The 21,502-nt window shown below is 62.3% G+C and carries 24 protein-coding genes; 13 read left to right on the forward strand and 11 right to left on the reverse strand.

All coding sequences use genetic code 11. The annotated features are described in order from the left end of the window. The first annotated feature begins 8 nt into the window (after positions 1-8). Positions 9-653, forward strand: coding sequence for a phosphatase domain-containing protein (locus HX866_RS24840; protein ID WP_177093805.1), 645 nt, complete (start codon positions 9-11; stop codon positions 651-653). On the opposite strand, the gene HX866_RS24845 is transcribed toward HX866_RS24840, so the two are convergent. The 3 genes from HX866_RS24845 to prlC form a co-directional block, all read right to left on the reverse strand. Further along, positions 636-2,774 carry a M3 family metallopeptidase gene (locus HX866_RS24845; protein WP_177140587.1) on the reverse strand — a complete coding sequence of 713 codons (2,139 nt, stop codon included), beginning with the start codon at positions 2,772-2,774 and terminating at the stop codon, positions 636-638. The two genes, HX866_RS24840 and HX866_RS24845, sit on opposite strands and share 18 nt — an antisense overlap. Positions 2,775-2,917: 143 nt before the next feature. After that, complete coding sequence (locus HX866_RS24850) at positions 2,918-3,202, reverse strand: YheV family putative zinc ribbon protein (RefSeq protein WP_177093807.1); 285 nt, start codon at positions 3,200-3,202, stop codon at positions 2,918-2,920. After that, positions 3,199-5,250, reverse strand: a complete 2,052-nt coding sequence (prlC, locus tag HX866_RS24855) for an oligopeptidase A (RefSeq protein WP_371316696.1) — start codon at positions 5,248-5,250, stop codon at positions 3,199-3,201. The genes HX866_RS24850 and prlC overlap by 4 nt, the downstream gene beginning before the upstream one ends. A gap of 89 nt (positions 5,251-5,339) precedes the next feature. On the opposite strand from prlC, the gene HX866_RS24860 reads away from it, so the two are divergent. Together HX866_RS24860 and HX866_RS24865 are read left to right on the forward strand one after the other, a co-directional pair. Continuing rightward, a complete protein-coding gene (locus HX866_RS24860) occupies positions 5,340-5,888 on the forward strand; it encodes a gamma carbonic anhydrase family protein (RefSeq protein WP_177093809.1) in 549 nt (182 codons plus the stop codon). Between the two features lie 27 nt (positions 5,889-5,915). Next, a complete protein-coding gene (locus tag HX866_RS24865; protein ID WP_177125422.1) occupies positions 5,916-6,560 on the forward strand; it encodes an HAD family hydrolase in 645 nt (214 codons plus the stop codon). 120 nt (positions 6,561-6,680) lie between these two features. Here HX866_RS24865 and HX866_RS24870 read toward each other — a convergent pair whose 3' ends face one another. Further along, positions 6,681-7,733 (reverse strand): aminopeptidase, encoded by a 1,053-nt coding sequence (locus HX866_RS24870; RefSeq protein WP_371319285.1) that lies wholly within the window; start codon positions 7,731-7,733, stop codon positions 6,681-6,683. Positions 7,734-7,914: 181 nt separating this feature from the next. On the opposite strand from HX866_RS24870, the gene HX866_RS24875 reads away from it, so the two are divergent. Further along, positions 7,915-8,331: a PA0061/PA0062 family lipoprotein gene (locus HX866_RS24875; RefSeq protein WP_177093811.1), complete on the forward strand. Its 417-nt coding sequence runs from the start codon at positions 7,915-7,917 to the stop codon at positions 8,329-8,331. Between the two features lie 3 nt (positions 8,332-8,334). Here HX866_RS24875 and HX866_RS24880 read toward each other — a convergent pair whose 3' ends face one another. Then, the gene (locus HX866_RS24880; protein ID WP_177093812.1) at positions 8,335-8,568 is read right to left on the reverse strand and encodes a DUF1161 domain-containing protein; all 234 of its coding nucleotides are present in this window, start codon (positions 8,566-8,568) and stop codon (positions 8,335-8,337) included. 128 nt (positions 8,569-8,696) lie between these two features. After that, a complete protein-coding gene (locus tag HX866_RS24885; protein ID WP_177093813.1) occupies positions 8,697-9,128 on the reverse strand; it encodes an OsmC family protein in 432 nt (143 codons plus the stop codon). A 222-nt stretch (positions 9,129-9,350) separates the two neighbouring features. Between HX866_RS24885 and HX866_RS24890 the strand changes: the two genes are divergently transcribed. Continuing rightward, on the forward strand, positions 9,351-10,352 hold the full coding sequence (locus tag HX866_RS24890; protein ID WP_177093814.1) for an LLM class flavin-dependent oxidoreductase: 1,002 nt from the start codon (positions 9,351-9,353) through the stop codon (positions 10,350-10,352). A 54-nt stretch (positions 10,353-10,406) separates the two neighbouring features. Here the strand turns inward: HX866_RS24890 and HX866_RS24895 are convergent, their stop codons facing one another. Next, a complete protein-coding gene (locus HX866_RS24895; RefSeq protein WP_177093815.1) occupies positions 10,407-10,637 on the reverse strand; it encodes a DUF1161 domain-containing protein in 231 nt (76 codons plus the stop codon). A 136-nt stretch (positions 10,638-10,773) separates the two neighbouring features. After that, complete coding sequence (locus tag HX866_RS24900) at positions 10,774-10,989, reverse strand: dodecin (protein WP_100939968.1); 216 nt, start codon at positions 10,987-10,989, stop codon at positions 10,774-10,776. A gap of 161 nt (positions 10,990-11,150) precedes the next feature. Here HX866_RS24900 and HX866_RS24905 point away from each other — a divergent pair, with 161 nt between their 5' ends. Next, on the forward strand, positions 11,151-11,477 hold the full coding sequence (locus HX866_RS24905; RefSeq protein ID WP_177093816.1) for a DUF883 family protein: 327 nt from the start codon (positions 11,151-11,153) through the stop codon (positions 11,475-11,477). Here the strand turns inward: HX866_RS24905 and HX866_RS24910 are convergent. Next, positions 11,474-12,382, reverse strand: coding sequence for a LysR family transcriptional regulator (locus tag HX866_RS24910; protein ID WP_177140588.1), 909 nt, complete (start codon positions 12,380-12,382; stop codon positions 11,474-11,476). The two genes, HX866_RS24905 and HX866_RS24910, sit on opposite strands and share 4 nt — an antisense overlap. Before the next feature lie 112 nt (positions 12,383-12,494). Here HX866_RS24910 and trpB point away from each other — a divergent pair, with 112 nt between their 5' ends. The 4 genes from trpB to HX866_RS24930 all read left to right on the forward strand — a co-directional run bounded on the left by trpB (position 12,495) and on the right by HX866_RS24930 (position 15,578). Then, positions 12,495-13,715, forward strand: coding sequence for a tryptophan synthase subunit beta (trpB, locus tag HX866_RS24915; RefSeq protein WP_177101232.1), 1,221 nt, complete (start codon positions 12,495-12,497; stop codon positions 13,713-13,715). Beyond that, positions 13,715-14,521, forward strand: coding sequence for a tryptophan synthase subunit alpha (gene trpA / locus HX866_RS24920; protein ID WP_177140589.1), 807 nt, complete (start codon positions 13,715-13,717; stop codon positions 14,519-14,521). Before trpB ends, trpA begins: the two co-directional genes overlap by 1 nt. A 191-nt stretch (positions 14,522-14,712) precedes the next feature. Next, positions 14,713-15,003: a hypothetical protein gene (locus HX866_RS24925; RefSeq protein WP_177140590.1), complete on the forward strand. Its 291-nt coding sequence runs from the start codon at positions 14,713-14,715 to the stop codon at positions 15,001-15,003. Between the two features lie 143 nt (positions 15,004-15,146). Beyond that, complete coding sequence (locus tag HX866_RS24930; protein ID WP_177093821.1) at positions 15,147-15,578, forward strand: anti-virulence regulator CigR family protein; 432 nt, start codon at positions 15,147-15,149, stop codon at positions 15,576-15,578. 4 nt (positions 15,579-15,582) lie between these two features. Here the strand turns inward: HX866_RS24930 and HX866_RS24935 are convergent, their stop codons facing one another. Together HX866_RS24935 and HX866_RS24940 are read right to left on the reverse strand one after the other, a co-directional pair. Beyond that, complete coding sequence (locus HX866_RS24935; RefSeq protein WP_177093822.1) at positions 15,583-15,909, reverse strand: DOPA 4,5-dioxygenase family protein; 327 nt, start codon at positions 15,907-15,909, stop codon at positions 15,583-15,585. 39 nt (positions 15,910-15,948) lie between these two features. Continuing rightward, complete coding sequence (locus tag HX866_RS24940; protein WP_177101233.1) at positions 15,949-16,899, reverse strand: choline sulfate utilization transcriptional regulator; 951 nt, start codon at positions 16,897-16,899, stop codon at positions 15,949-15,951. 114 nt (positions 16,900-17,013) lie between these two features. Here HX866_RS24940 and betC point away from each other — a divergent pair, with 114 nt between their 5' ends. The 3 genes from betC (at position 17,014) to HX866_RS24955 (ending at position 21,268) form a co-directional block, all read left to right on the forward strand. Then, the gene (gene betC, locus HX866_RS24945) at positions 17,014-18,528 is read left to right on the forward strand and encodes a choline-sulfatase (protein ID WP_177093824.1); all 1,515 of its coding nucleotides are present in this window, start codon (positions 17,014-17,016) and stop codon (positions 18,526-18,528) included. A 19-nt stretch (positions 18,529-18,547) separates the two neighbouring features. Beyond that, positions 18,548-19,468 (forward strand): choline ABC transporter substrate-binding protein, encoded by a 921-nt coding sequence (gene choX / locus HX866_RS24950; RefSeq protein WP_177093825.1) that lies wholly within the window; start codon positions 18,548-18,550, stop codon positions 19,466-19,468. A gap of 231 nt (positions 19,469-19,699) precedes the next feature. Further along, entirely contained in the window at positions 19,700-21,268 is a 1,569-nt protein-coding gene (locus HX866_RS24955) for a SulP family inorganic anion transporter (protein WP_177101234.1), read from the forward strand. Positions 21,269-21,502: the final 234 nt, after the last annotated feature.

The raw sequence follows: 21,502 nt of genomic DNA on the forward strand, positions 1-21,502 counted from the left end.
CCGTCCACATGCCGATCGTTCGTTTTTTTTCCATCCTTGGCCTGATCTTCTTCGCCGGCCTGCTGTTGCCCGCCACCCAGGCCGGCGACAACAAACGCCAACGCCCGGCGCAGTGGGCCACACCGGTGGGCACCCAGTACAACCTCAACCAGATGACCCCGACCCTCTACCGCAGCACCTTGCCGGACAGCAATGCACTGCCGATCCTGACCAGGCTGAACATCACCACGGTGATCAATTTTCTCCCGGAAGCCGACTCCAGCTGGCTGTCGGACCCGGGCATCAAGCAGGTGCAACTGCCTTACCGAATCAGCCATATCGACGATGCCGACGTGCTGACGGTCTTGCGGGCGATCAAGGACGCCGAAGACCGGGGTTCGGTGTTGATCCACGACAAGCAGGGTACCGAGCGCACCGGCCTGATGGCGGCGATGTACCGCGTGGTGGTGCAGGGCTGGAGCAAGGAGGAAGCCCTGAGCGAGATGATGATGGGCGGGTTCGACGGCAGCTCGTACTTCAAGGACAGCATCCGCTACATGATGCAGGCACCGGTCGACAAGCTGCGCGAGGCCCTGGCCAGCGGCGCGTGCAGCACCAGCCCCTACGCCACCTGCAATGTGCAGAACTGGGTCAAGTCAGCCGACAAGCCCTGAGCCCCGTTGCTCCAGGCTGTGCGTGACCAGGTTCCCGGCCAGCACCTTGTCCAGCTCCGCCACCACCGCCTTGAATGCCGGATCGCTGGGTACCTGCATACCGGCTTTCGAAGGCTGACCCAGAAAGGCCTCGACGGACTCGGCTAACGGCCGCGAAGTAGCAGGGGTAAACAGCTCGGCGCGCAGGCGTCGGCCCTGCACGGCATCGAACAACCCCTTGTCCTCGAAGCGGGCAAACACCTCGGTGGCCAGCTCCAACGTCCACAGATAAGTGAAGTAGCGGGCCTCATAGCCGCTGGCCAGGTGCCTGAAGCTGTAGATGAAGCGATCATGCTCGGACCTGGGCAGCAACCAGAGGTCGAGGCACAGCTTGGTCATCAAGCGAATCTGCTCGGTATCGATTTGCTGGAGCAGGTGCAGGAAAAAGTCCAGGCCCGAATACGTCAGTTGCGCGCTTTCGTGCAGCCAGGTCTGGGTCTGCAGGAAGACACGCAAGCGCCGGGCCTGATCGCTGGACAGGCTTTCGCCCGTCTGGTGGTGACGGCTCATGTCGACCAGGAAATCGACGCAGTAACACCAGCGCTCCATCAGCCGGGAAAAGAACTCCCTGACATCCACGCCCGAATGCTCGATACACGACAGTTGCCAGGTTTCCGATCTGTCGAGCAATTGATGCAGGCAATGACCGAACTCATGGAACAAGGTGCGCAGTTGTCCGTGCTTCAACAGCAACGGCTCTGCGTCCTCAGGGATCGGCAGGCCACAGGACAGTACCGCCACCGGCAGCTTCACATCGCGCCCCTCGACCGAAAGCACGCGATGCCCGAGGGAAAACATATGGCCTGACTTGAACGGCTTTTCGTCGCGGCCAAACAGGTCGAGAAACAGGTAGCCGGTCGTTTGCCCGAACTCCCGGACCTCGAAGCCACGGACGCTGGCATGCCAGGTGTCCAGTTCCTGGCGCTCGACGAAGTCGATACCGAACAGACGCCGGGGCAGGTCGAACATCTTTTCGAGCACCTGTTCGAGTTCGAAATAGCCACGAAACTCGTCCTCCTCCAGCGCACCACTGTCCATGCGCAGGCGCTGCGCCAGGAACTCATGGTCCCAGGGCTCAAGGCGTTGTACGCCCGGGTCAGGCGCCGTGGCGACCAATGCCTGCACTTGTCGGCTCCACCCGGGGGCTTTTTGCACGACCTGCTGGTAGAAGAATCCCAGGACATGGGCGATGTCCGGTACCGAGAGGCTCTCCAGCGCCAGTTCGGCGAAGCTGCCAAACCCCAGCATTCGCGCCTGCTCCAGACGCAGCGTGAGCAACTGTTCGAGCAGGGCGCTGTTGTCGAACGCCTCACACGACTTCAAGCCGCGGTCGGACGCCAGTGTGCTGCCAAGCCGGTAGACCTGCTCGCGCAGGTCGCGCGCGCGAACATCGGCCATGATCGTTCTGAAGAGCTGGGGGTCGCCCATGTCGATCCACCAACCGAGCAGTTCCTCCCCCTGGTAAAGGGCCATGGACGCCTTGTCCCGAACGGACAAGCCCTCCAGTTGCGCTTCCTGCTCCACACCGATCAGCAGGCTGGTGCAACGGGCGGCCTGGACCACGTTGCCGAGAAACCGCAGGCGAAGCTCATCGATCGCCTGCCCCAGCACCTTGAACCGCTGACGCTGGTCGGCGGGCAAGTCCATGCCCGCCATCCGGAACTGCCGCAGAACCCTGTCGAGCAAGGTTCGCCGCGAGCGATCGAACTGCTGTGCCAGCGGGCTATCGGCGAGCTTCTGGTACAGGGCATGCAATTGGCTATCGGACCAGAACATCCGCTCGAACTGCGCCCCGATCCTGGCGCAGCGCTTGAACGCCTTGCCCCAGTCCTCCCCGGAACGAGCGCTGGACAACACCTGGATCACGCCCTGGCACCAGGACATGCGGGCATTGAGCGCATCGAGCGGCACGACGAAGTCGTCCCAGGTCGGAGATTCGCCTTGGCTGGCGATGATCGCATCAATGGCGCCATGGGCCTCATCGCGAATCTGCGCCATGGCGGCTTTCAGATGACGGGGCTGCACGGACGAATAGGGCAGCAGTTTGCCGCAGTGGTGCAACAACGGGTTGTAGGTATCCACGATTCGCTCCTTGAACAACAGGGCGCCCAAAACGGGGCCTCTCAAGGAACAGAGCCTATGCGGCGCGGCCTTTCAAAGGGCCTACATAGATAGGTAGAGGCACCGCCTCCCGGCCCGAAAGCTCGGAAGGCGATGAAGGGTCGCTATTGCTCGCCCGGTTTTTTCAGCTTGGGGTTGGGGAAAAACTGTACGGTCTGGACAGTTTTGTCGGCGACTTTCACCACCGGGGCATTGACCCGCGTCCCCAACTCCTTGGGCACCGACAAGCCCTGTTCATTCAGGGTGTCGGCATAGCCACAGGACACGCACTCACGGTGCGGAACGTCGTCTTCGCTCCACATCATCAGCTTGTCCTGCTCGCTGCACGCCGGGCAGACCGCCCCGGCGATAAAGCGTTTTTTGGTCTTGATCACGACTGCCTCACTCATGCCGCGGCATCCTCGCTCAGGCCGCTGTGACGCAAGAGTGCGTCAATCGACGGCTCGCGGCCACGGAAGTCGACGAACAGCACCATCGGAGCCTGGGAACCACCGCGCGCCAGGATCGCTTCACGGAAGGCGCGCCCGGTCTGGGCGTTCAGCACACCGTCTTCCTCGAACTTGGAGAAGGCGTCGGCCGACAGCACTTCCGCCCATTTGTAGCTGTAGTAGCCCGCCGCGTAACCGCCGGCGAAAATGTGCGCAAAGCTGTTGGGGAAGCGGTTGTAGGCCGGCGGACGCATCACCGAGACCTCGTTGCGCACGCCTTCGAGGACCTGCGCCACACTGCGGCCATCGCCATGGGTGGCATGCAGTTCGAAGTCGAACAGCGAGAACTCCAGCTGACGCACCATCATCAGGCCGGACTGGAAGTTCTTCGCCGCCAGCATTTTTTCCAGCAGGTCCTGGGGCAGCGGCTCGCCGCTTTCGTAGTGACCGGAGATCAGCGCCAGGCCTTCGGGTTCCCAGCACCAGTTTTCCATGAACTGGCTCGGCAGCTCCACGGCATCCCAGGCCACGCCGTTGATGCCGGACACGCCGGCATGTTCGACGCGGGTCAGCAGGTGATGCAGGCCATGGCCGAATTCGTGGAACAGGGTGGTGACTTCGTCATGGGTCAGCAGGGCAGGCTTGCCGCTGTCGGCCGGGGCGAAGTTGCACACCAGGTTGGCCACCGGGCTTTGCAGCACGCCCTCGACGGTGCGCCGACGGTCACGGGCGCCGTCCATCCAAGCCCCGCCACGCTTGTTGGCACGGGCATAGAGGTCAAAGAAGAAGCGCCCAACGTGCTGGCCGTTCTCCTTGATTTCGAACAGGCGGACATCCGGGTGCCAGGTGTCGAAACCGCTCTGTTCGGCAATCTCGATGCCGTACAGGCGCTGGACAATGGCGAACAGGCCGCCGAGTACCTTGTCGATCGGGAAGTAGGCGCGCAGGGCTTCCTGGGAAACGCTGTAGCGCTGTTCACGCAGCTTCTCGCCGTAGTAACCGCTGTCCCAGCTTTGCAGCTCGGCACAGCCTTGCTCGGCGGCGTAGGCCTTGAGCTGCTGCAGGTCCTGGGCGGCAAACGGCTTGCTGCGCTTGGCCAGGTCGCGCAGGAAGGTCAGCACCTGATCGCTGGAGTCAGCCATCTTGGTCGCCAGGCTCAATTCGGAGAAGCTGGCGAAACCCAGTAATTGGGCAAGTTCCTGGCGCAGGTCGAGGATCTCTTCCATCACCGGGCCGTTGTCGTTCTGGCCGGCATTCGGACCCTGGTCCGAGGCACGGGTGCAGTAGGCGGCGTAGACCTCTTCGCGCAGGGCGCGGTCCTGGGCGTAGGTCATCACCGCGTAGTAGCTCGGGAATTCCAGGGTGATCAACCAGCCGTCCAGGCCCTTGGCCTGGGCCGCGGCGGCCATTTGCGCCTTGGAGGAATCGCTCAGCCCGGCCAGGCCGGTCTCGTCGGTGACGTGCCGGGTCCAGGCCTGGGTCGCGTCGAGCAGCTGGTTGGAGAAGCGGCTGCCCAGTTCGGACAACTTGCTCTGCACCTCGGCGTAGCGCTGCTGCTGCTCGGCCGGCAGGTCGATACCCGACAGGCGGAAGTCGCGCAGGGAGTGTTCGAGGATGGTTTTCTGGCCAACGTCGAAACCGCTAGCCTGCGGGCTGTTCGCCAGGGCTTCGAAGGCCTGGAACAGTTCGCGGTTCTGGCCCAGTTCCGTGGAGTAGGCGCTCAAGGCCGGCAGGCAGGCCTCATAGGCTTCGCGCAATTCGGCGCTGTTGCACACCGCATTGAGGTGACTGACCGGACTCCAGGCAGCGCCCAGGCGATCATTCAGTTCATCCATCGCCAGGACCAGCCCGGCCCAGGTAGGCTGTTGGCCCTGGGTTGTCAGAATTTCAGCAATGGCCGCGCGGTTGTCCGCCAGGATCTGTTCGATGGCCGGCAGCACGTGTTCGGCGCGGATGGCCGAGAACGGCGGCAGGTCGTAGGACTGCAGAAGAGGGTTGTTCACGCTCACGGTTGGCACCTTGGCTGGAAGAAACATGCCCCCATCTTAATTACAATCGACGTCGACCGCAGCTATCAACCACAGAGAGAGTGTCTATCGTGTCCCTTCGCACCTATCAGAACCTCACGCCGACGCTCGCTGAACGGGCCTTTGTCGACCGCTCGGCGGTGGTGATCGGCGATGTCGAAATCGGCGCCGACAGCTCCATCTGGCCGCTGACCGTGATCCGCGGCGACATGCACCGCATCCGTATCGGCCAACGCACCAGCGTGCAGGACGGCTGCGTGCTGCACATCACCCACGCCGGGCCATTCAACCCCGAGGGCTTCCCGCTGCTGATCGGCGACGACGTGACCATCGCCCACAAGGTCATGCTGCATGGCTGCACGGTGGGCAGCCGGATTCTGATCGGCATGGGTAGCATCGTCATGGACGGCGCGGTGATCGAGGACGAGGTGATCGTCGGCGCCGGCAGCCTGGTACCACCGGGCAAGCGCCTGGAAAGCGGTTTCCTCTACGTCGGCAGCCCGGTCAAACAGGCCCGGGCGTTGACGGACAAGGAGCGGGCCTTTTTCACCTATAGCGCGGCGAACTACGTGAAACTCAAGGACCTGCACATGGCCGAAGGTTATCATCAGGCCGTTTGATTATTTTTTGTACAGCCAGGACACAGCATGCATTACCAGACGATTCTCTTCGACCTCGACGGCACCCTGACCGATCCGCGCGAGGGCATCACCCGTTCGATCCAGTATGCGCTGGGCAAACTGGGGATCGACGAGCCGGACCTCGGCAAGCTCGAACACTTTATCGGCCCGCCCTTGTTGCAGGCGTTCATGCAGTTCTACGGTTTTGACGAGGCCAAGGCCTGGGAAGCGGTGAACTTCTACCGGGAGCGCTTCAAGGTCACCGGGCTGTATGAAAACCGGGTGTTCGAGGGGGTTACGCCGTTGCTGGAGCTGTTGGGCGGGCAGGGGCGCACGTTGTATATCGCCACGTCCAAGCCCTGGGTGTTTGCCCGGGAGATTGCCCGGCATTTCGATTTTGCCCGGCACTTCAAGGTGATCTACGGCAGCGAGCTGGATGGGGCGCGCAGCGACAAGGTCGAGTTGATTGCCCACCTGATGGCCGAAGAAGGACTGGAGCCGAGCGAGACGCTGATGATCGGCGACCGCAAGCACGACCTGATCGGCGCGCAACGCAATGGCCTGGATGCGGCGGCGGTGGGGTATGGGTTTGGCAGTTTCGAGGAGCTGAGTGCGCAGCAGCCGGCTTATCATTTTGAGACGTTGGCGGAGCTGCATCGGGCGTTTGTGTAGGGCGTTGGACCGAGTCGCCTGCATCGCGAGCAAGCTTGCTCCTACAGGGGGCGATGTCGTGCACAAGGCTGCGGCACGACACAATTCCTGTAGGAGCGAGCTTGCTCGCGATGGCGTCCTTCAGCCGGGCATCAATTTGCGCAACGCCGCCTTGCGTTCGTCAACCGGTAGGCCCCCGAGCTTTTCCACCGCCGTGAAGAACGCCGGCCAATCCCCGTTCACCTGCCGAAACAACGCGGCAAACGCCGGCACCCACTGGTCGTACAGCCCGAAGGGCAGCAGCTTGGCGTTATTCAGCGGCCCGTTGACCCACCCGTCATAACGCTTGTCGCCACCCCACTGGCTCGCCTGCATCCGCTGGTATTCGTCACGCAAGCGCTGGAATTCCTGCGCCTTGCGCTCACGCATCTGCTCGACCGGCAAGGTCTGCGCATACAACTGCTGCAAGCGCTCGCGGGTCTGCAGCACCAACTCGATAAACTGGTCCTTCTGCGCCACATCGTTGACCTTGGCCGGTGGCAAGCCCCGCGCCGCCCGCCATTGCCGCGTGCCTTCCTGCTCGACGAAATTGGCATAGGACTCGTTGAACTCGGTGTCGTCCTTCACATAAAAGCGCTGGTGCGCCAGTTCGTGAAAGATCAACGTCGCCAGGCGCTCGTCACCCCAGGTCATCATCGAACTGATAATCGGATCGTCGAACCAGCCCAGCGTCGAATAGGCCTCGACCCCACCGATATACACATCCATGCCCTGCTGTTTTTGCAGCGCCGCCTCACCCCGCGCCGCGCCCTGGTTGTAATAGCCGCGATAGGCCACGCAGCCGGCAATGGGAAAACAATGCTGCTGCGGGGTCAGGGAAAATTCCGGCGTGGCGAAGACATTCCAGACCACATAGGGCCGTTTGATGTCCGCGTACAACCGGTAACTGCGGTTGTCCGGCAGATGCAGATGCTCACTGGCAAAGGCCCGGGCCTGCTGGGATTGCGCCAGGTGTTCACGCAGCTTCGGGTCGCGGGACGGGTCGGCCATCACCTCGGCCACCGGCTCCCGGGCGCGCAGCAGGCTCAACTGCCCACCGGCCAACTGGCTATAATAATTGATACTGCTGCACGCACTGAGCAACAGCAGCAGCACGGCGCCTATCGAACCGCGGACCACGGGACTTACCATCATCGGAGTTACCTGCAAGGAGCAGACACAAGACTAGCGCGCGGACGGAACACCTTTCCATGAATGATTATTGAGACTGAGGTGTTCACTGAATGCAGCCCCACTCCCACAAGGTTGACGCCCCGGGCGTCCCGATACCCCTGAACACGGGTATGCTGATCCTCTGAATAGAGTGAAAATCACCATGCGCAAAATACTCCCCGTACTCTTCGCCCTGGCCAGCCTGGGCGGCTGTATCAGTCCGTTACCGCCAGTGGACCCGCAAATGGCCTGGGTCGACCTGGAAACCCACACCGGCACCCTGGTCATGGCCGAAAGCCTGGACAAGCAACGTCTGCGCGACGGACGCTTTTTCCAGGTCACACCGGGCAGCCATGACCTCCTGGCGCGGTTCGACTTCGAGGTCTATCTCGGTGGCATGGCGATGAACACCGATCCGCCGGATCGCCTGTGCTACCTGAGCGTGCACTACGAGCACTTCGAAGCCGGCCGGCGCTACCGCCTGGAGGGCATCGCCCTGGGCTTCAACGCCAGCGCACGGCTGTACGACGACAAGGGTGCAGTGGTAGCCGAGCAGAACAACGTGTTCTGCATTCCCTAAACCTCAGCGGTCGTTCTTCTGGTAGATGATTTTCTTGCTGCCGCCTTCGCAACTGCCCACGACCATGTTCTGATCGTGGACGTCGTGCCTGGCGACGATCTCCAAGGTGTAGGAACTGACGCCGGCGGCCTGGATCTTGGTTTCGATCTCGGTCTTGAGTTCCTCACACGGCTTGGTCGCAGCCAGGGCCGAGGTGGCCAGCGCGCAGCAGAAAATCCCCAGGGCAATACGTTTCATGGTCGAACTCCTTGACTACGGCAGCGCGCCGTAAGAGCGGGCGCAGAAGCTGCCACACCTTATTCGACCACAATGGCGCCGGCCAAGTTCTGATGCACCTCACATCCCCGGCGCTTGCCGCCGCCCGGTCAGTGCACCAGGGTCCCTTCCAGGCTGATCCTGGCGTTCAACACCTTGGACACCGGGCAACCTTCCTTGGCCTTTTTGCTCAGCTCATCGAACTGCTGCTGGCTGGCACCGGGGATTTTCGCCTTGAGAATCAGGTGCACGGCGGTAATCGCAAAACCCCCGTCGACCTGATCCAGGGTCACTTCGGCCTGGGTGTCGATACTGTCGGCCTTGAGACCGGCATCGCCGAGGATCATCGAAAAGGCCATGGAGAAACACCCCGCGTGGGCGGCGCCGATCAGCTCTTCCGGGTTGGTGCCCTTGCCGCCTTCGAAACGCGCCTTGAAGCCGTAAGGCGCTTCGCGCAACACCCCGGTTTCCGTGGAGATGGAACCGATACCGGTTTTCAGGTCGCCTGCCCAATGAGCCGATGCTTTCTTTTTGATACTCATAGCTGCCTCCTCAAAAGCCGGCGCGAAGGGTTCACGCCGGGGTCAAGGTTCTGAGGATAGTGGATGGCTCAAAGTTCACCTTGTAAGACTCATCTGAAAAAAATGCAGGTTAAAAAACAGGTCTGCCCTTGAAACTCGGGTATATGCCCACATTCCCTGGAGACCGGCAGGTTTTTCGGCACAAGACGAAGCCTGCGTACCCCCACATGGAGTAGCAGGCTTATGAAGCGACTGTCCGATACCAAGTTTTCCACCCTCGACCTGGTGCCCGTACGCCAGGACGGCAGCCCGGGGCAATCGCTGCGTAACTCGCTGGACCTGGCCCGCCATGTGGAGAAGTTCGGCTACCACCGCTTCTGGGTCGCTGAGCACCACAACATGGACGGTATCGCCAGTTCGGCCACGTCCGTGCTGTTGGGTTACCTGGCGGGCGGCACCTCGACCATTCGTGTCGGTTCCGGCGGCGTGATGCTGCCCAACCATGCGCCACTGGTGATCGCCGAACAGTTCGGCACCCTGGCAAGCCTCTACCCCGGCCGGATCGACCTGGGCCTGGGCCGCGCCCCGGGTTCCGACCAGATGACCGCCCGGGCCTTGCGCCGCGAGCGTTCGGGCAGCGCCGACGACTTCCCCGAGGATGTTGCCGAACTGATGGCCTACCTGGGCCCCCGCACTCCTGATCAGCGGGTGATCGCCATGCCGGGCACCGGTACCCAGGTGCCGGTCTGGTTGCTCGGTTCGAGCCTGTTCAGTGCACAGCTTGCCGGCGAGCGGGGCTTGCCCTACGCCTTCGCCTCACATTTCGCACCGCGCTACATGCATGAGGCTATTCGCGTCTATCGCAATCACTTCAAGCCTTCGGCGGTGCTCGACAAACCCTATGTGATGCTCGGCGTGCCGCTGGTGGCCGCGGATACCGATGACAAAGCCGACTACCTGGCGACCTCGGTGTACCAGCGCATCCTCGCGCTGATGCGTGGCCAGAGCCTGGTGCAACGGCCTCCGGTGCAGACCATGGATGGCCTGTGGCTGCCCCACGAGAAAGAAGCGGTGGCAAGTTTCCTCGGCCTGGCGATGGTCGGCAGCCCCGAGAAAATCCGCGCCAAGCTGGAAGTGCTGATCGAGCAGACCCAGGCCGATGAGCTGATCTTCACCTGTGACCTGTATGAACATGCCGATCGGCTGCATTCCTACGAGTTGCTGGCACAGGTCATGAAGGGCTGAGCGCCAGAAACAGAAAAGCCGGCGCCCGGCGCCGGCTTTGATGCCCACTCACGCTTACTTGCGCTTGTAGACGATTTCCTTCCTGCCCGCATCGCAGCTGCCGATGGTCTTGCCATCGGTGCCGGAATTGCTGGCTTTATCGACGATCTGCAGCGAATAACCATGAACGCCCTTGGCTTCAAGCTTGTCCTTGATTTCCTTCTCCACCACATCACATGGCTTGCCCGCCGCAAGGGCGGTTCCCGCCACACTCAACAACGCTACCGCCAGCACAAGCTTCTTCATCGATCATATTCCCTGGTCAGATCAAAAAAAGTGCGTCGGCTTTTGGGCGACGCACCTGGGGGGCTATTCAGCGCCCTCTGTATAGCAATCAATATGGCAGTCGGCCAGCCTATAAGTTCAAAAGGCCAGTATTTGTTCAGCTATTGGCGATTCTGAAGCCGACTTTCAGGGTGACCTGAAAATGCGCGGCCTTGTTGTCCTTGATATGCCCACGGGTGTCGAGCACCTCGAACCATTCCAGGTGCTTGATGCTTTTTCCGGCTTCGGCCAAGGCATTGTTGATGGCGTCTTCGATGCTGGTGGGGGAAGAACCTACCAGTTCGATTTTCTTGTAGGTGTGGTGGTCGCTCATGCTGTTCTCCTAAGTCCCGAGGGCTGTCCAGAGAGCCTAGCAGTGATTTTTCCCACAGCTTGCGTTCAGTGATTCCAGAGCTCGGCGCAGATTTTTTGCACTTTCACACAGCGCTGAAGTCCCAACCTGCACACGCCACTCAACTGCGGGAGAACGCCGATATGGCCAGCAACTCACTACGCAAAGCCTCACTGCAAAGCATGGAAGCCGAAATCGAGAGCCTGCTCAAGTCCCTCGAAAGCCTCAAGGACGACGCCTCGGACGAGTCGCGCAAAACCCTCAAGGCCCTCAGGAGCAATGCCGAGAACGCCCTCAAACATTCCCGTCATCTGCTCAGCGATGCCTATGAAGAGGTCAAGGTCAGAACCCGCGAAACAGGGCTTGCGACCCGCGATTATGCCCAGGAGCATCCGTGGACAACCGCTGGGGTCGCGGTGGGTGCGTTGGGGCTGTTGGCCGCCTACCTGCTGTGCAAACGCGGGGATTAATCAAGGGTAAACGCGGCCCCCTGCTCCAACTCGGTCTTGAGCCATTGCGCCAACTGCTGGGCGCGTCCATCCGCGGCGCGCCGAGGTAGCCACAAGGCCAGGCGCGCCGGGGTTTCGCCGAAGCCCCAGGGCGCGACCAAGCGACCGGCGCGCAGGTCGTCCGCCACCAGCGGCTGCGGCGCGATTGCCACCCCCAGCCCCGTCACCGCCGCTTCAAGCAGGTAGTACAGGTGCTCGAAACCCTGCCCGTATTTCAACTCCGTCGCCTCGATACCGTTCTGCCGCGCCCAACTGGGCCAGGCCTGCGGCCGCGAGGTGGTGTGCAATAGCGCCTCACCCACCAGTCCACGGGCCGGTGCCCGCAGCAATGACTGGTAGCGGGCAAAGTGCGGGCTCATGACCGGCCCGATACGCTCGCTCGCCAGTTCAATGACCTGCATATCCGCCGGCCATGGCGGCTCGGCGAACAACAGCAGGGCATCAAGCCCCGGCTTGCGCGGATCAAGATCGCCTTCACCCGCCGAGAGGTGCAGGCGCAAGTCGGGCAAGTCGGCATTCAGCCGTCCCAGTCGCGGAATAAACCAGCGCGCCAGCAGGCTCCCGGAACACCCCAGCACAAAGGGTGCATCCGCCGTGCTCTGGGCCAACTCGGCACAGACGCTGCGCAAGCGCTCGAACGCCTCGGCACTGGCGTCCCGCAGACGTATTCCCGCATCTGTGAGTTTCAGGCCGCGCCCTTCCTTGACGAACAGGCTCAGGCCCAGGTGCTCTTCCAGCACTTTCAATTGCCGGCTGACCGCCCCGTGGGTCACATGCAGCTGTTCGGCAGCCTGACTGACGCTGTTCAGGCGGGCGGTGGCCTCGAAGGCGCGCAAGGCGTTGAGGGGAGGAAGGTCGCGGCTCATGGTATCTGTGAGTTTTCCTGACAGGTTGCGGCGATCTTATCGGTTTTCATCCGCGCCTGTCATGATTAGAGTAAACCCCATCGCACCTTCAATCGACCACCTGGAGCCTCCCATGACCCAGTCCAACCTGCGCAACGGACCCGACGCCAACGGCCTGTTCGGCGCATTCGGCGGCCGCTACGTGGCCGAAACCCTGATGCCGTTGATCCTCGACCTGAACCGCGAGTACGAAGCCGCCAAGATCGATCCGGCATTCATCGAGGAACTGGCCTACTTCCAGCGCGACTACGTCGGCCGTCCGAGCCCGCTGTATTTCGCCGAACGCCTGACCGAGCACTGCGGCGGCGCGAAGATCTACCTCAAGCGCGAAGAGCTGAACCACACCGGCGCCCACAAGATCAACAACTGCATCGGCCAGATCCTGCTGGCGCGGCGCATGGGCAAGAAACGCATCATCGCCGAGACCGGTGCCGGCATGCACGGCGTGGCCACCGCCACCGTGGCTGCGCGCTTTGGCCTCGAGTGCGTGATCTACATGGGTACCACCGACATCGAGCGCCAGCAGGCCAACGTGTTCCGCATGAAGCTGCTGGGTGCCGAAGTGATTCCGGTGGTCGCCGGGACCGGCACCCTGAAGGACGCCATGAACGAAGCCTTGCGCGACTGGGTGACCAACGTCGACAGCACCTTCTACCTGATCGGTACCGTTGCCGGCCCACACCCGTACCCGGCCATGGTCCGCGACTTCCAGGCGGTGATCGGCAAGGAAACCCGCACCCAACTGCAAGCCCAGGAAGGGCGCCTGCCCGACAGCCTGGTGGCCTGCATCGGCGGCGGCTCCAATGCCATGGGCCTGTTCCACCCGTTCCTGGATGACACCAGCGTTGAAATCATCGGCGTCGAAGCGGCCGGCCACGGCATCGAAACCGGCAAGCACGCCGCCAGCCTGAACGGCGGCGTCCCGGGCGTACTGCACGGCAACCGGACTTTCCTGCTGCAGGACGACGACGGCCAGATCATCGACGCACACTCGATTTCCGCCGGCCTCGACTACCCCGGCATCGGCCCGGAACACGCCTGGTTGCACGATATCGGCCGCGTCCAGTACACCTCGATCACCGATGACGAAGCCCTGGCCGCGTTCCACCAGTGCTGCCGCCTCGAAGGCATTATCCCGGCCCTGGAAAGCGCCCATGCCCTGGCCGAAGTGTTCAAGCGTGCACCGACCCTGCCCAAGGATCACCTGATGGTGGTCAACCTGTCCGGTCGCGGTGACAAGGACATGCAAACCGTTATGCACCACATGCAACTGTCCCAGCAGGAGAAACACTGATGAGCCGCCTGCAAACCCGCTTTGCCGAGCTGAAACAACAGAACCGCGCCGCCCTGGTGACCTTTGTCACCGCCGGCGACCCGGGTTATGACACCTCCCTGGCGATCCTCAAGGGCTTGCCCAAGGCCGGTGCCGACGTGATCGAGCTGGGCATGCCCTTCACCGATCCGATGGCCGACGGCCCGGCGATCCAGTTGGCGAATATCCGCGCCCTGGCCGCCCGGCAGAACCTGGCAAAAACCCTGCAGATGGTTCGCGAGTTCCGGGTCGAGAACAACGACACCCCACTGGTGCTGATGGGTTACTTCAACCCGATCCACCACTACGGTGTGCCGCGCTTTATTGCCGACGCCAAGGCGGCCGGTGTCGACGGCCTGATCGTGGTCGACCTGCCGCCGGAACATAACGGCGAGCTGTGCGACCCGGCCCAGGCCGCCGGCCTGGACTTTATCCGCCTGACCACCCCGACCACCGACGACGCTCGCCTGCCTACCGTGCTCAACGGCAGCTCCGGTTTCGTCTACTACGTGTCGGTGGCCGGTGTAACCGGTGCCGGTTCGGCGACCCTGGAACACGTCGAAGAAGCGGTGGCCCGCCTGCGTCGTCACACCGACCTGCCGATCAGCATCGGTTTCGGTATCCGCACCCCGGAGCAGGCCGCGGCGATCGCCCGGTTGGCGGACGGCGTGGTGGTCGGCTCGGCGCTGATCGATCACATCGCCAACGCCAGCAGCGATGAGCAGGCTATCGATGGCGTGCTGAGCCTCTGCGCAGCCCTTGCCGAAGGCGTGCGTACCGCGCGCTAAGCCAGGCAGCACAACAAGAGGGACCCACGGCCAGCGCCTTGGGTCCCTTTTTCATGGACGCCTGCCCTGAGCGTTTATTGACAGAACTGCGCTGTCAAAGGAGTAACCATTACATGCTCTTTCCGGAAAATACCGGCAAGAGACGGCCGCGCAGGAGCGCTGGATCGTTACCTATGAAATGGATGCCCCCCATGACATTCGCTGTCGCCCTTACCTTCCTCGATCACCTGTCCGTCACTGAAATCTCTCGGCCAAAGCGGCTCAGGTCGGTCACCGCCCTTCCACGCCAAACGCCGCCACCGCGACCCAACCTGTCCAGCCTGTTCGCGTTCGAAGCCCTGGCGCCAAGCGCCACGAGCCTGACGTCCGATACCCGTGCCCTGGTAAAAACAGCGGGCGAACCAGCAAACGACGCTCCCTTGCGCGAACACCTCGAAGCCCTGCGGCACGGCTTGGGCGAACAGCATGATCGCTGGCGGTAGCACCAGCATCGGCCCAAGGTAAAGTTCCTGATACAAAGGAATCTAAACGCCACCATGCGGACTAACAAGGCATGACCCGGGGGTTTGAAGCCAAGCCTTCGCCCCTATTCGATGTATTGCCTGTGTGGTGAGGAATGCCCCCGATGAAAATGCCCAAACACCTGATGGCCGGTCTTGGCCTGTTGGTACTGAGCGCCAGCCCGCTGCTGCATGCCGAGGACCAATGGCACGGCGAAGACCATGATCACGGCGGCTACGACCAACGGGGCGGCCCGGAAAGAGGCCCGGACCCGCGCAATATGCACCGGCCACCCCAGGACTTTGGCCCGATCCGGCAGATCATTCATGGTGACCGCGAACATTTCAGCCGCGGCGCGCCACCGCCACCGGGCTACCACCTGGTACGCGGCCAACCGTTGCCACGGGGCTACGAAGGCGAACGCCTGGACGGCCGGGCACTGGCCCGTCTGCCGGTGTATGAGGGTTACGAGTGGCGCCGCATGGGTAATGATGTGGTCCTGGTCACCATCGGTACCGGGATCGTCTACGAGATTCTCGACGGCGTGCTGAACTGACCGCCTAAAAGATCGACAGATCCAATGGCCTGATTGCCCCCATCCAGATCGCATGATCGCGGTGGTCGGCCAGGTCATCGCCGGTCAAGGGATGGATAAACACCACCAGCCCCTTGCGGTTCAGCGCCAGCCACGGCAAGACCACGCCGATATATTGCGCTTCGAAGGCCAGTTGGCAGCTCCAGTCCGGGTGCGGTCCCACCGGACGCTGGTGCACCCGTCCCATCCTCAGTGGAAACGTCGTCGCCGCCAGCTCACACAGCCCACGGGCCTGCTCCAGGGTCGAAGCATCGAAATAGATGTGGGCGTGGTAGCCCTTGATACGTTGCATGCCGCTCTCGTTCGTTCAGCGTCAGAAGATGGCTTAACGCTACACCGCAATCGAGGGTAAGCCCAGCCCCACCAGCGATTGCGCACTGTTGGCCTGCTCGGCCATCAGCCAGTCGAAGAAGCGCTGGATCAGTGCACCGCGCCGTTTGCGCTGGGGCAGCACCACGTAGTAGCCAAAGGTGGAAATCACCGTCTGGCTGATCGGCCGGCATAACAACCCTTGCTCCAGCAAGTTATCCACCAGGTGACGCCAACCGATGCCGACACCCTGACCGCCGATTGCCGCCTGGATCAGCAAGGTGTAGTTATCGAAGCGTAATTGCCCCGGTGCCGGCGCCGCAGTGAGCCCCAACTCGCGAAAAACCCCGCTCCAGTCAAACCAGTGGCTGCTGTTTTCACCCTTCAGGTGCAGCAACGGAAACTCCTGCAAAGCCTCCGTCGACAGCGGCAGTTGGCGGCCCTTGAGCAATTGCGGGCTGCACACCGGAAACACTTCCTCGCTGAACAGCCAATGGCTCTCGCCTTGCTTGAAACGGCCCTTGCCGAACAACACCGCCACATCGATATCGGTGCGCAGCATGTTGTGACTGCGCTCGCTGGTCACCAGGCTGACATCGACCTGCGGATTGGCCGCGTGAAAGCGATGCAGGCGCGGCATCAGCCAATAGGCGGCAAAGGCAAAGTCGGTGGCGACCTGCAACACCTCGTGCTGACGCTGGGCAGTCACCGCGCTCAAACCGCTGTCGATGCTCTGCAAACCGGCCTGCACCTGCTCGAACAGAATCGAGCCGGCTTCGGTCAACTCGATACCCCGGTAGATGCGGTCGAACAGGCGGGTGGTCAGTTGGTCTTCCAGGCGCTTGATCTGCTGGCTGATGGCCGGTTGTGTGGTGCCCAACTCTACCGCCGCAGCGGTAAAACTGTGATGACGGGCCGCCGCTTCGAAGGCCCGGAGCAGATCGAGGGACAGGTCACCCAGCGCTTCATACATAAGCTGTACTTATCCTAGTCATTATTGAGCAGGGGCTTTACCACAGATTCCGTGGGCCACATGCTGGATCTAAGCACTATCGCATAACAATTCACTATGGAATGCCGCGATTACATGAAGCGCAAGAACATTCTCTTCATCATGGCCGATCAAATGGCCGCGCCCCTGTTGCCGCTCTACGGCGCATCGCCCATCAAGCTTCCCAACCTGAGCCGCCTGGCCGCCGAAGGCGTGGTCTTCGATGCCGCCTACTGCAACAGCCCACTCTGTGCGCCTTCACGGTTTACCCTGGTCAGCGGCCAACTCCCGAGCAAGATCGGCGCCTACGACAATGCCGCCGATTTCCCCGCCGACGTACCGACCTATGCCCACTACCTGCGCAGCCTCGGCTATCGCACCGCGCTATCGGGCAAGATGCACTTCTGCGGGCCGGACCAGTTGCACGGTTATGAAGAACGTCTGACCAGCGACATCTACCCGGCGGACTACGGCTGGGCGGTGAACTGGGACGAGCCCGACGTGCGGCCCAGCTGGTACCACAACATGTCCTCGGTGCTGCAGGCCGGTCCTTGCGTGCGCACCAACCAGCTGGACTTCGATGAAGAGGTGGTCTTCAAGGCACAGCAATACCTCTTCGATCATGTCCGTGAAGACGGCGACCAGCCGTTCTGCCTGACCGTGTCCATGACCCATCCCCACGATCCCTACACCATTCCCAAGGCCTTCTGGGACCTGTATCGCGACGAAGACATTCCGTTGCCGCAGACCCCGGCCCAGGACAGCCTCGATCCGCATTCCCAGCGTTTGCTCAAGGTCTACGACCTGTGGGACAAGCCGCTGCCTGTGGATAAGATCCGCGACGCCCGCCGCGCCTACTTCGGCGCGTGCAGCTATATCGACAGCAACGTCGGCAAACTCCTGCAAACCCTGGAGGAAACCGGGCTGGCCGAGGACACGGTGATCGTGTTCTCCGGCGACCACGGCGACATGCTCGGCGAGCGCGGCCTCTGGTACAAAATGCACTGGTTCGAGATGTCCGCGCGGGTGCCGCTGCTGATCAGCGCGCCGGGGCAGTTCGCCGCCGGACGCGTCAGCTCGGCGGTCTCCACCGCCGACCTGCTGCCGACCCTGGTGGAACTGGCCGGCGGCACGCTGCATGCCGAGCTGCCGCTGGACGGGCGCTCGCTGGTCCCACACCTGAAAGGCGAGGGCGGCCACGACGAAGTGTTCGGCGAATACATGGCCGAAGGCACCATCAGCCCACTGATGATGATTCGCCGCGGGGCCTACAAATTCATCTACAGCGAAGACGACCCGTGTCTGCTCTTCGATGTCCACAACGACCCACGGGAGGAGGAAGAACTCAGCCAGTCAGCGCCGCATCAAGCACTCTTCAACGACTTCCTGGCCGAAGCCCGGGCGAAATGGAACATCCCGGCGATCCACCAACAGGTGCTCGCCAGTCAACGGCGTCGGCGTTTTGTCGCCGGCGCACTGACCCAAGGGAAGCTGAAGAGCTGGGATCACCAGCCACTGGTGGACGCCAGTCAGCAATACATGCGAAACCATATCGACCTCGACGATCTGGAACGCAGAGCGCGTTATCCACAACCCTGCCAAAACCAATAACGAACGTAAGGGGAAGCCGATGAAGAAGTTATCCACAGCACTGACGGCCGGTTTGCTGGCCATGACCTGCCTGAGTGCTTATGCCGAGCAGAGCTGCGACACGGTGAAAATGGCCGATCCGGGCTGGAGCGATATCGCGGCGACCAACGCCATCACCAGCCTGCTGCTCGATGGCCTGGGCTACAAGGCCAAGGTCGACACCCTGGCGGTGCCGATCACCTATGGCGGTCTCAAGGACGGCCAGGTGGATGTGTTCCTCGGTAACTGGATGCCGGCGCAACAGGGTTTCTACGACAAGTTCGTGGCCAACGGCGATGTCACGCAACTGGCGAAGAACCTCGACGGCACCGAATTCACCCTGGCGGTCCCGGATTATGTCTGGGACGCGGGTGTGCATAACTTTGCCGACCTGAGCAAGTTCGCCGACAAGTTCGACAAGAAGCTCTACGGCATCGGCTCCGGGGCACCAGCCAATGCCTCACTGGCGGAGATCATCAAGAAGAACGAGTTCGACCTGGGCCAGTGGAAACTGGTGGAGTCCAGCGAACAGGCGATGTTGGCCGAGGTGGCCCGGTCGGTGAAGAAGCAGAAGTTCGTGGTCTTCCTCGGCTGGACCCCGCACCCGATGAACGTGCAGATGAAGATGCATTACCTCAAGGGCGGCGAGAAGTACTTCGGTGATACCGGTAGCGTCTATACCGTGACCCGCAAGGGTTATGCACAGGCCTGCCCGAACGTTGGCAAGTTGCTGAGCAACCTGAGCTTCACCCAGGACATGGAAAACAGCATCATGGCCGAGGTGACGAACAAGAAGCTGAGCAATACCGATGCGGCCAAGGCCTGGATCAAGGCCAATCCGGCGGTGCTGGATAAATGGCTGGACGGTGTGAAAACCGTGGATGGCCAGGATGCGTTGGTGGCGGTGAAGGCCAAGCTCTAGCCACACCCAACCAACCTGTGGCGAGCGGGCTTGCCCGCGCTGGGGTGCGAAGCGCCCCTAAAACCAGGGAACTCGTTGTGCCTGACACAACGAAATGCTCGGTTTTACGACTGCTGCGCAGCCGAGCGCGGGCAAGCCCGCTCGCCACAACCACAAGTGTCCAGACGCCTGCTTTTGTTCCTGTCATAACAAAACTTCACCCTGACGCCGACTCCCCCAACCGAGAAACCCATGGGCTGGACCAACCGCCACAAACTCCTGCCATTTCTCAGCTGGTTGCCGCGACAAACCCGCGCCAGCGTCAGTCGTGACCTGATCGTCGGCCTGAGCGGTGCCATCCTGGCCTTGCCGCAGTCGGTCGCCTACGCGCTGATCGCCGGCCTGCCACCTGAATACGGCCTCTACGCGGCCATCGTCCCGGTACTGATCGCCTGCCTCTGGGGCTCGTCCTGGCACCTGATCTGCGGACCCACGGCCGCCATCTCGATTGTTCTGTTCGCCAGTGTCAGCCCGCTGGCGGTGCCCGGCAGCCAGGACTACGTCACCCTGATCCTGTTGCTGACCTGCATCGCCGGGATCTTCCAGTGGTTGCTCGGCATGCTGCGCTTCGGTGCCCTGGTGAATTTCGTCTCGCATTCAGTGGTGCTGGGGTTCACCCTCGGCGCCGCCGTGGTCATCGCCCTCGGCCAACTGCCGAACCTGCTGGGGCTCGATATCCCCAACCAGGCGACGGCCCTGAACAGCCTGCTGCAACTGAGCCAGCACCTTGGCGAACTGGACAAACCCTCGCTGCTGCTGGGGTTGGGCACGCTGATCCTCGGCTTCACCCTCAAGTCCCTGCTGCCACGCTGGCCGACCCTGCTGATCACCCTGGTCCTGGCCAGCCTGCTGGTCTGGCTGTGCCCGGGCCTGTTCGGGCATGTGCAACTGGTCAAGGGTTTCATCGGTCGGCTGCCACCGTTCAGCGCCTTGCCCCTGGACCTGGAAACCATCCTGCGCCTGCTGCCCAGCGCCGTCGCGGTGGGCATGCTCGGGCTGGTGACCAGCCTGTCGATTGCCCGCTCGCTGTCGGCGCGTTCGCAGCAATTGCTCGACGCCAACCAGGAAGTTCGCGCCCAGGGCCTGTCGAACATGATCGGCAGCCTGTTTTCCGGCTACCTGTCGGCCGGCTCGTTCACCCGCGCCGCGCTGAGTTATGAGGCTGGGGCCTGTTCGCCGCTGGCCGGGGTGTTTTCCGCGCTCTGGGTAGCGTTATTTGCCGTGACCGGTTCGGCGTTGATCGCGCATATCCCGATCCCGGCGATGGCCGGCAGCATCCTGCTGATCAGTTGGGGATTGGTGGACCGGCGGGGTATTCGGGCGTTGTTCCGGGTCAGCCATGCCGAGTTCGCGGTGATGGCGCTGACCTGCGTGGCGACCTTGCTGCTGGAGTTGCAGACGGCGATTTATGCCGGGGTGCTAGCCTCGCTGTTTTTCTACCTCAAGCGCACCTCGCAGCCGCGAGTCCAGCATTGGCGCGAAGGCGACGAGGATGTGTTGCGGGTCGGTGGGTCGATCTTTTTCGGCGCCAGCCATTACCTGCAAGTGCGGCTGCAACGGCTGCACGGGCACAAGGTGGTGATCGAGGCGCAGCAGATCAACTTCATCGATTACTCGGGGGTCGAAATGCTGCACCAGGAGGCCCGGCGCCTGATACGCGAGGGCCGCAGCCTGACCTTGCGCAAGGCCCGGGCGCCGGTAGTCGATGAACTGGTCAAGCTGGAGGGTGTGGATAAGTGCCCGATCCGCTTTGAGGATTGACCGCCCATTGCAGGCCCTTGTAGGAGCCCGGCTTGCCGGCGATGGCGGCCGGATAATCACCGCAGGGCTTCAGGGCCCCATCGCTGGCAAGCCAGCTCCTACAAGGGTTTCGGCAACACGATACTTTTGTGGTGAAACACGAACCTGTAGGAGCCGGCTTGCCGGCGATGGCGGCCGGATAATCACCGCAGGGCTTCAGGGCCCCATCGCTGGCAAGCCAGCTCCTACAAGGGT

Origin of the sequence: Pseudomonas gingeri, from assembly GCF_013386165.1 — a bacterium.
In the GTDB taxonomy this organism is placed as follows: Bacteria; Pseudomonadota; Gammaproteobacteria; order Pseudomonadales; family Pseudomonadaceae; genus Aquipseudomonas; species Aquipseudomonas gingeri_C.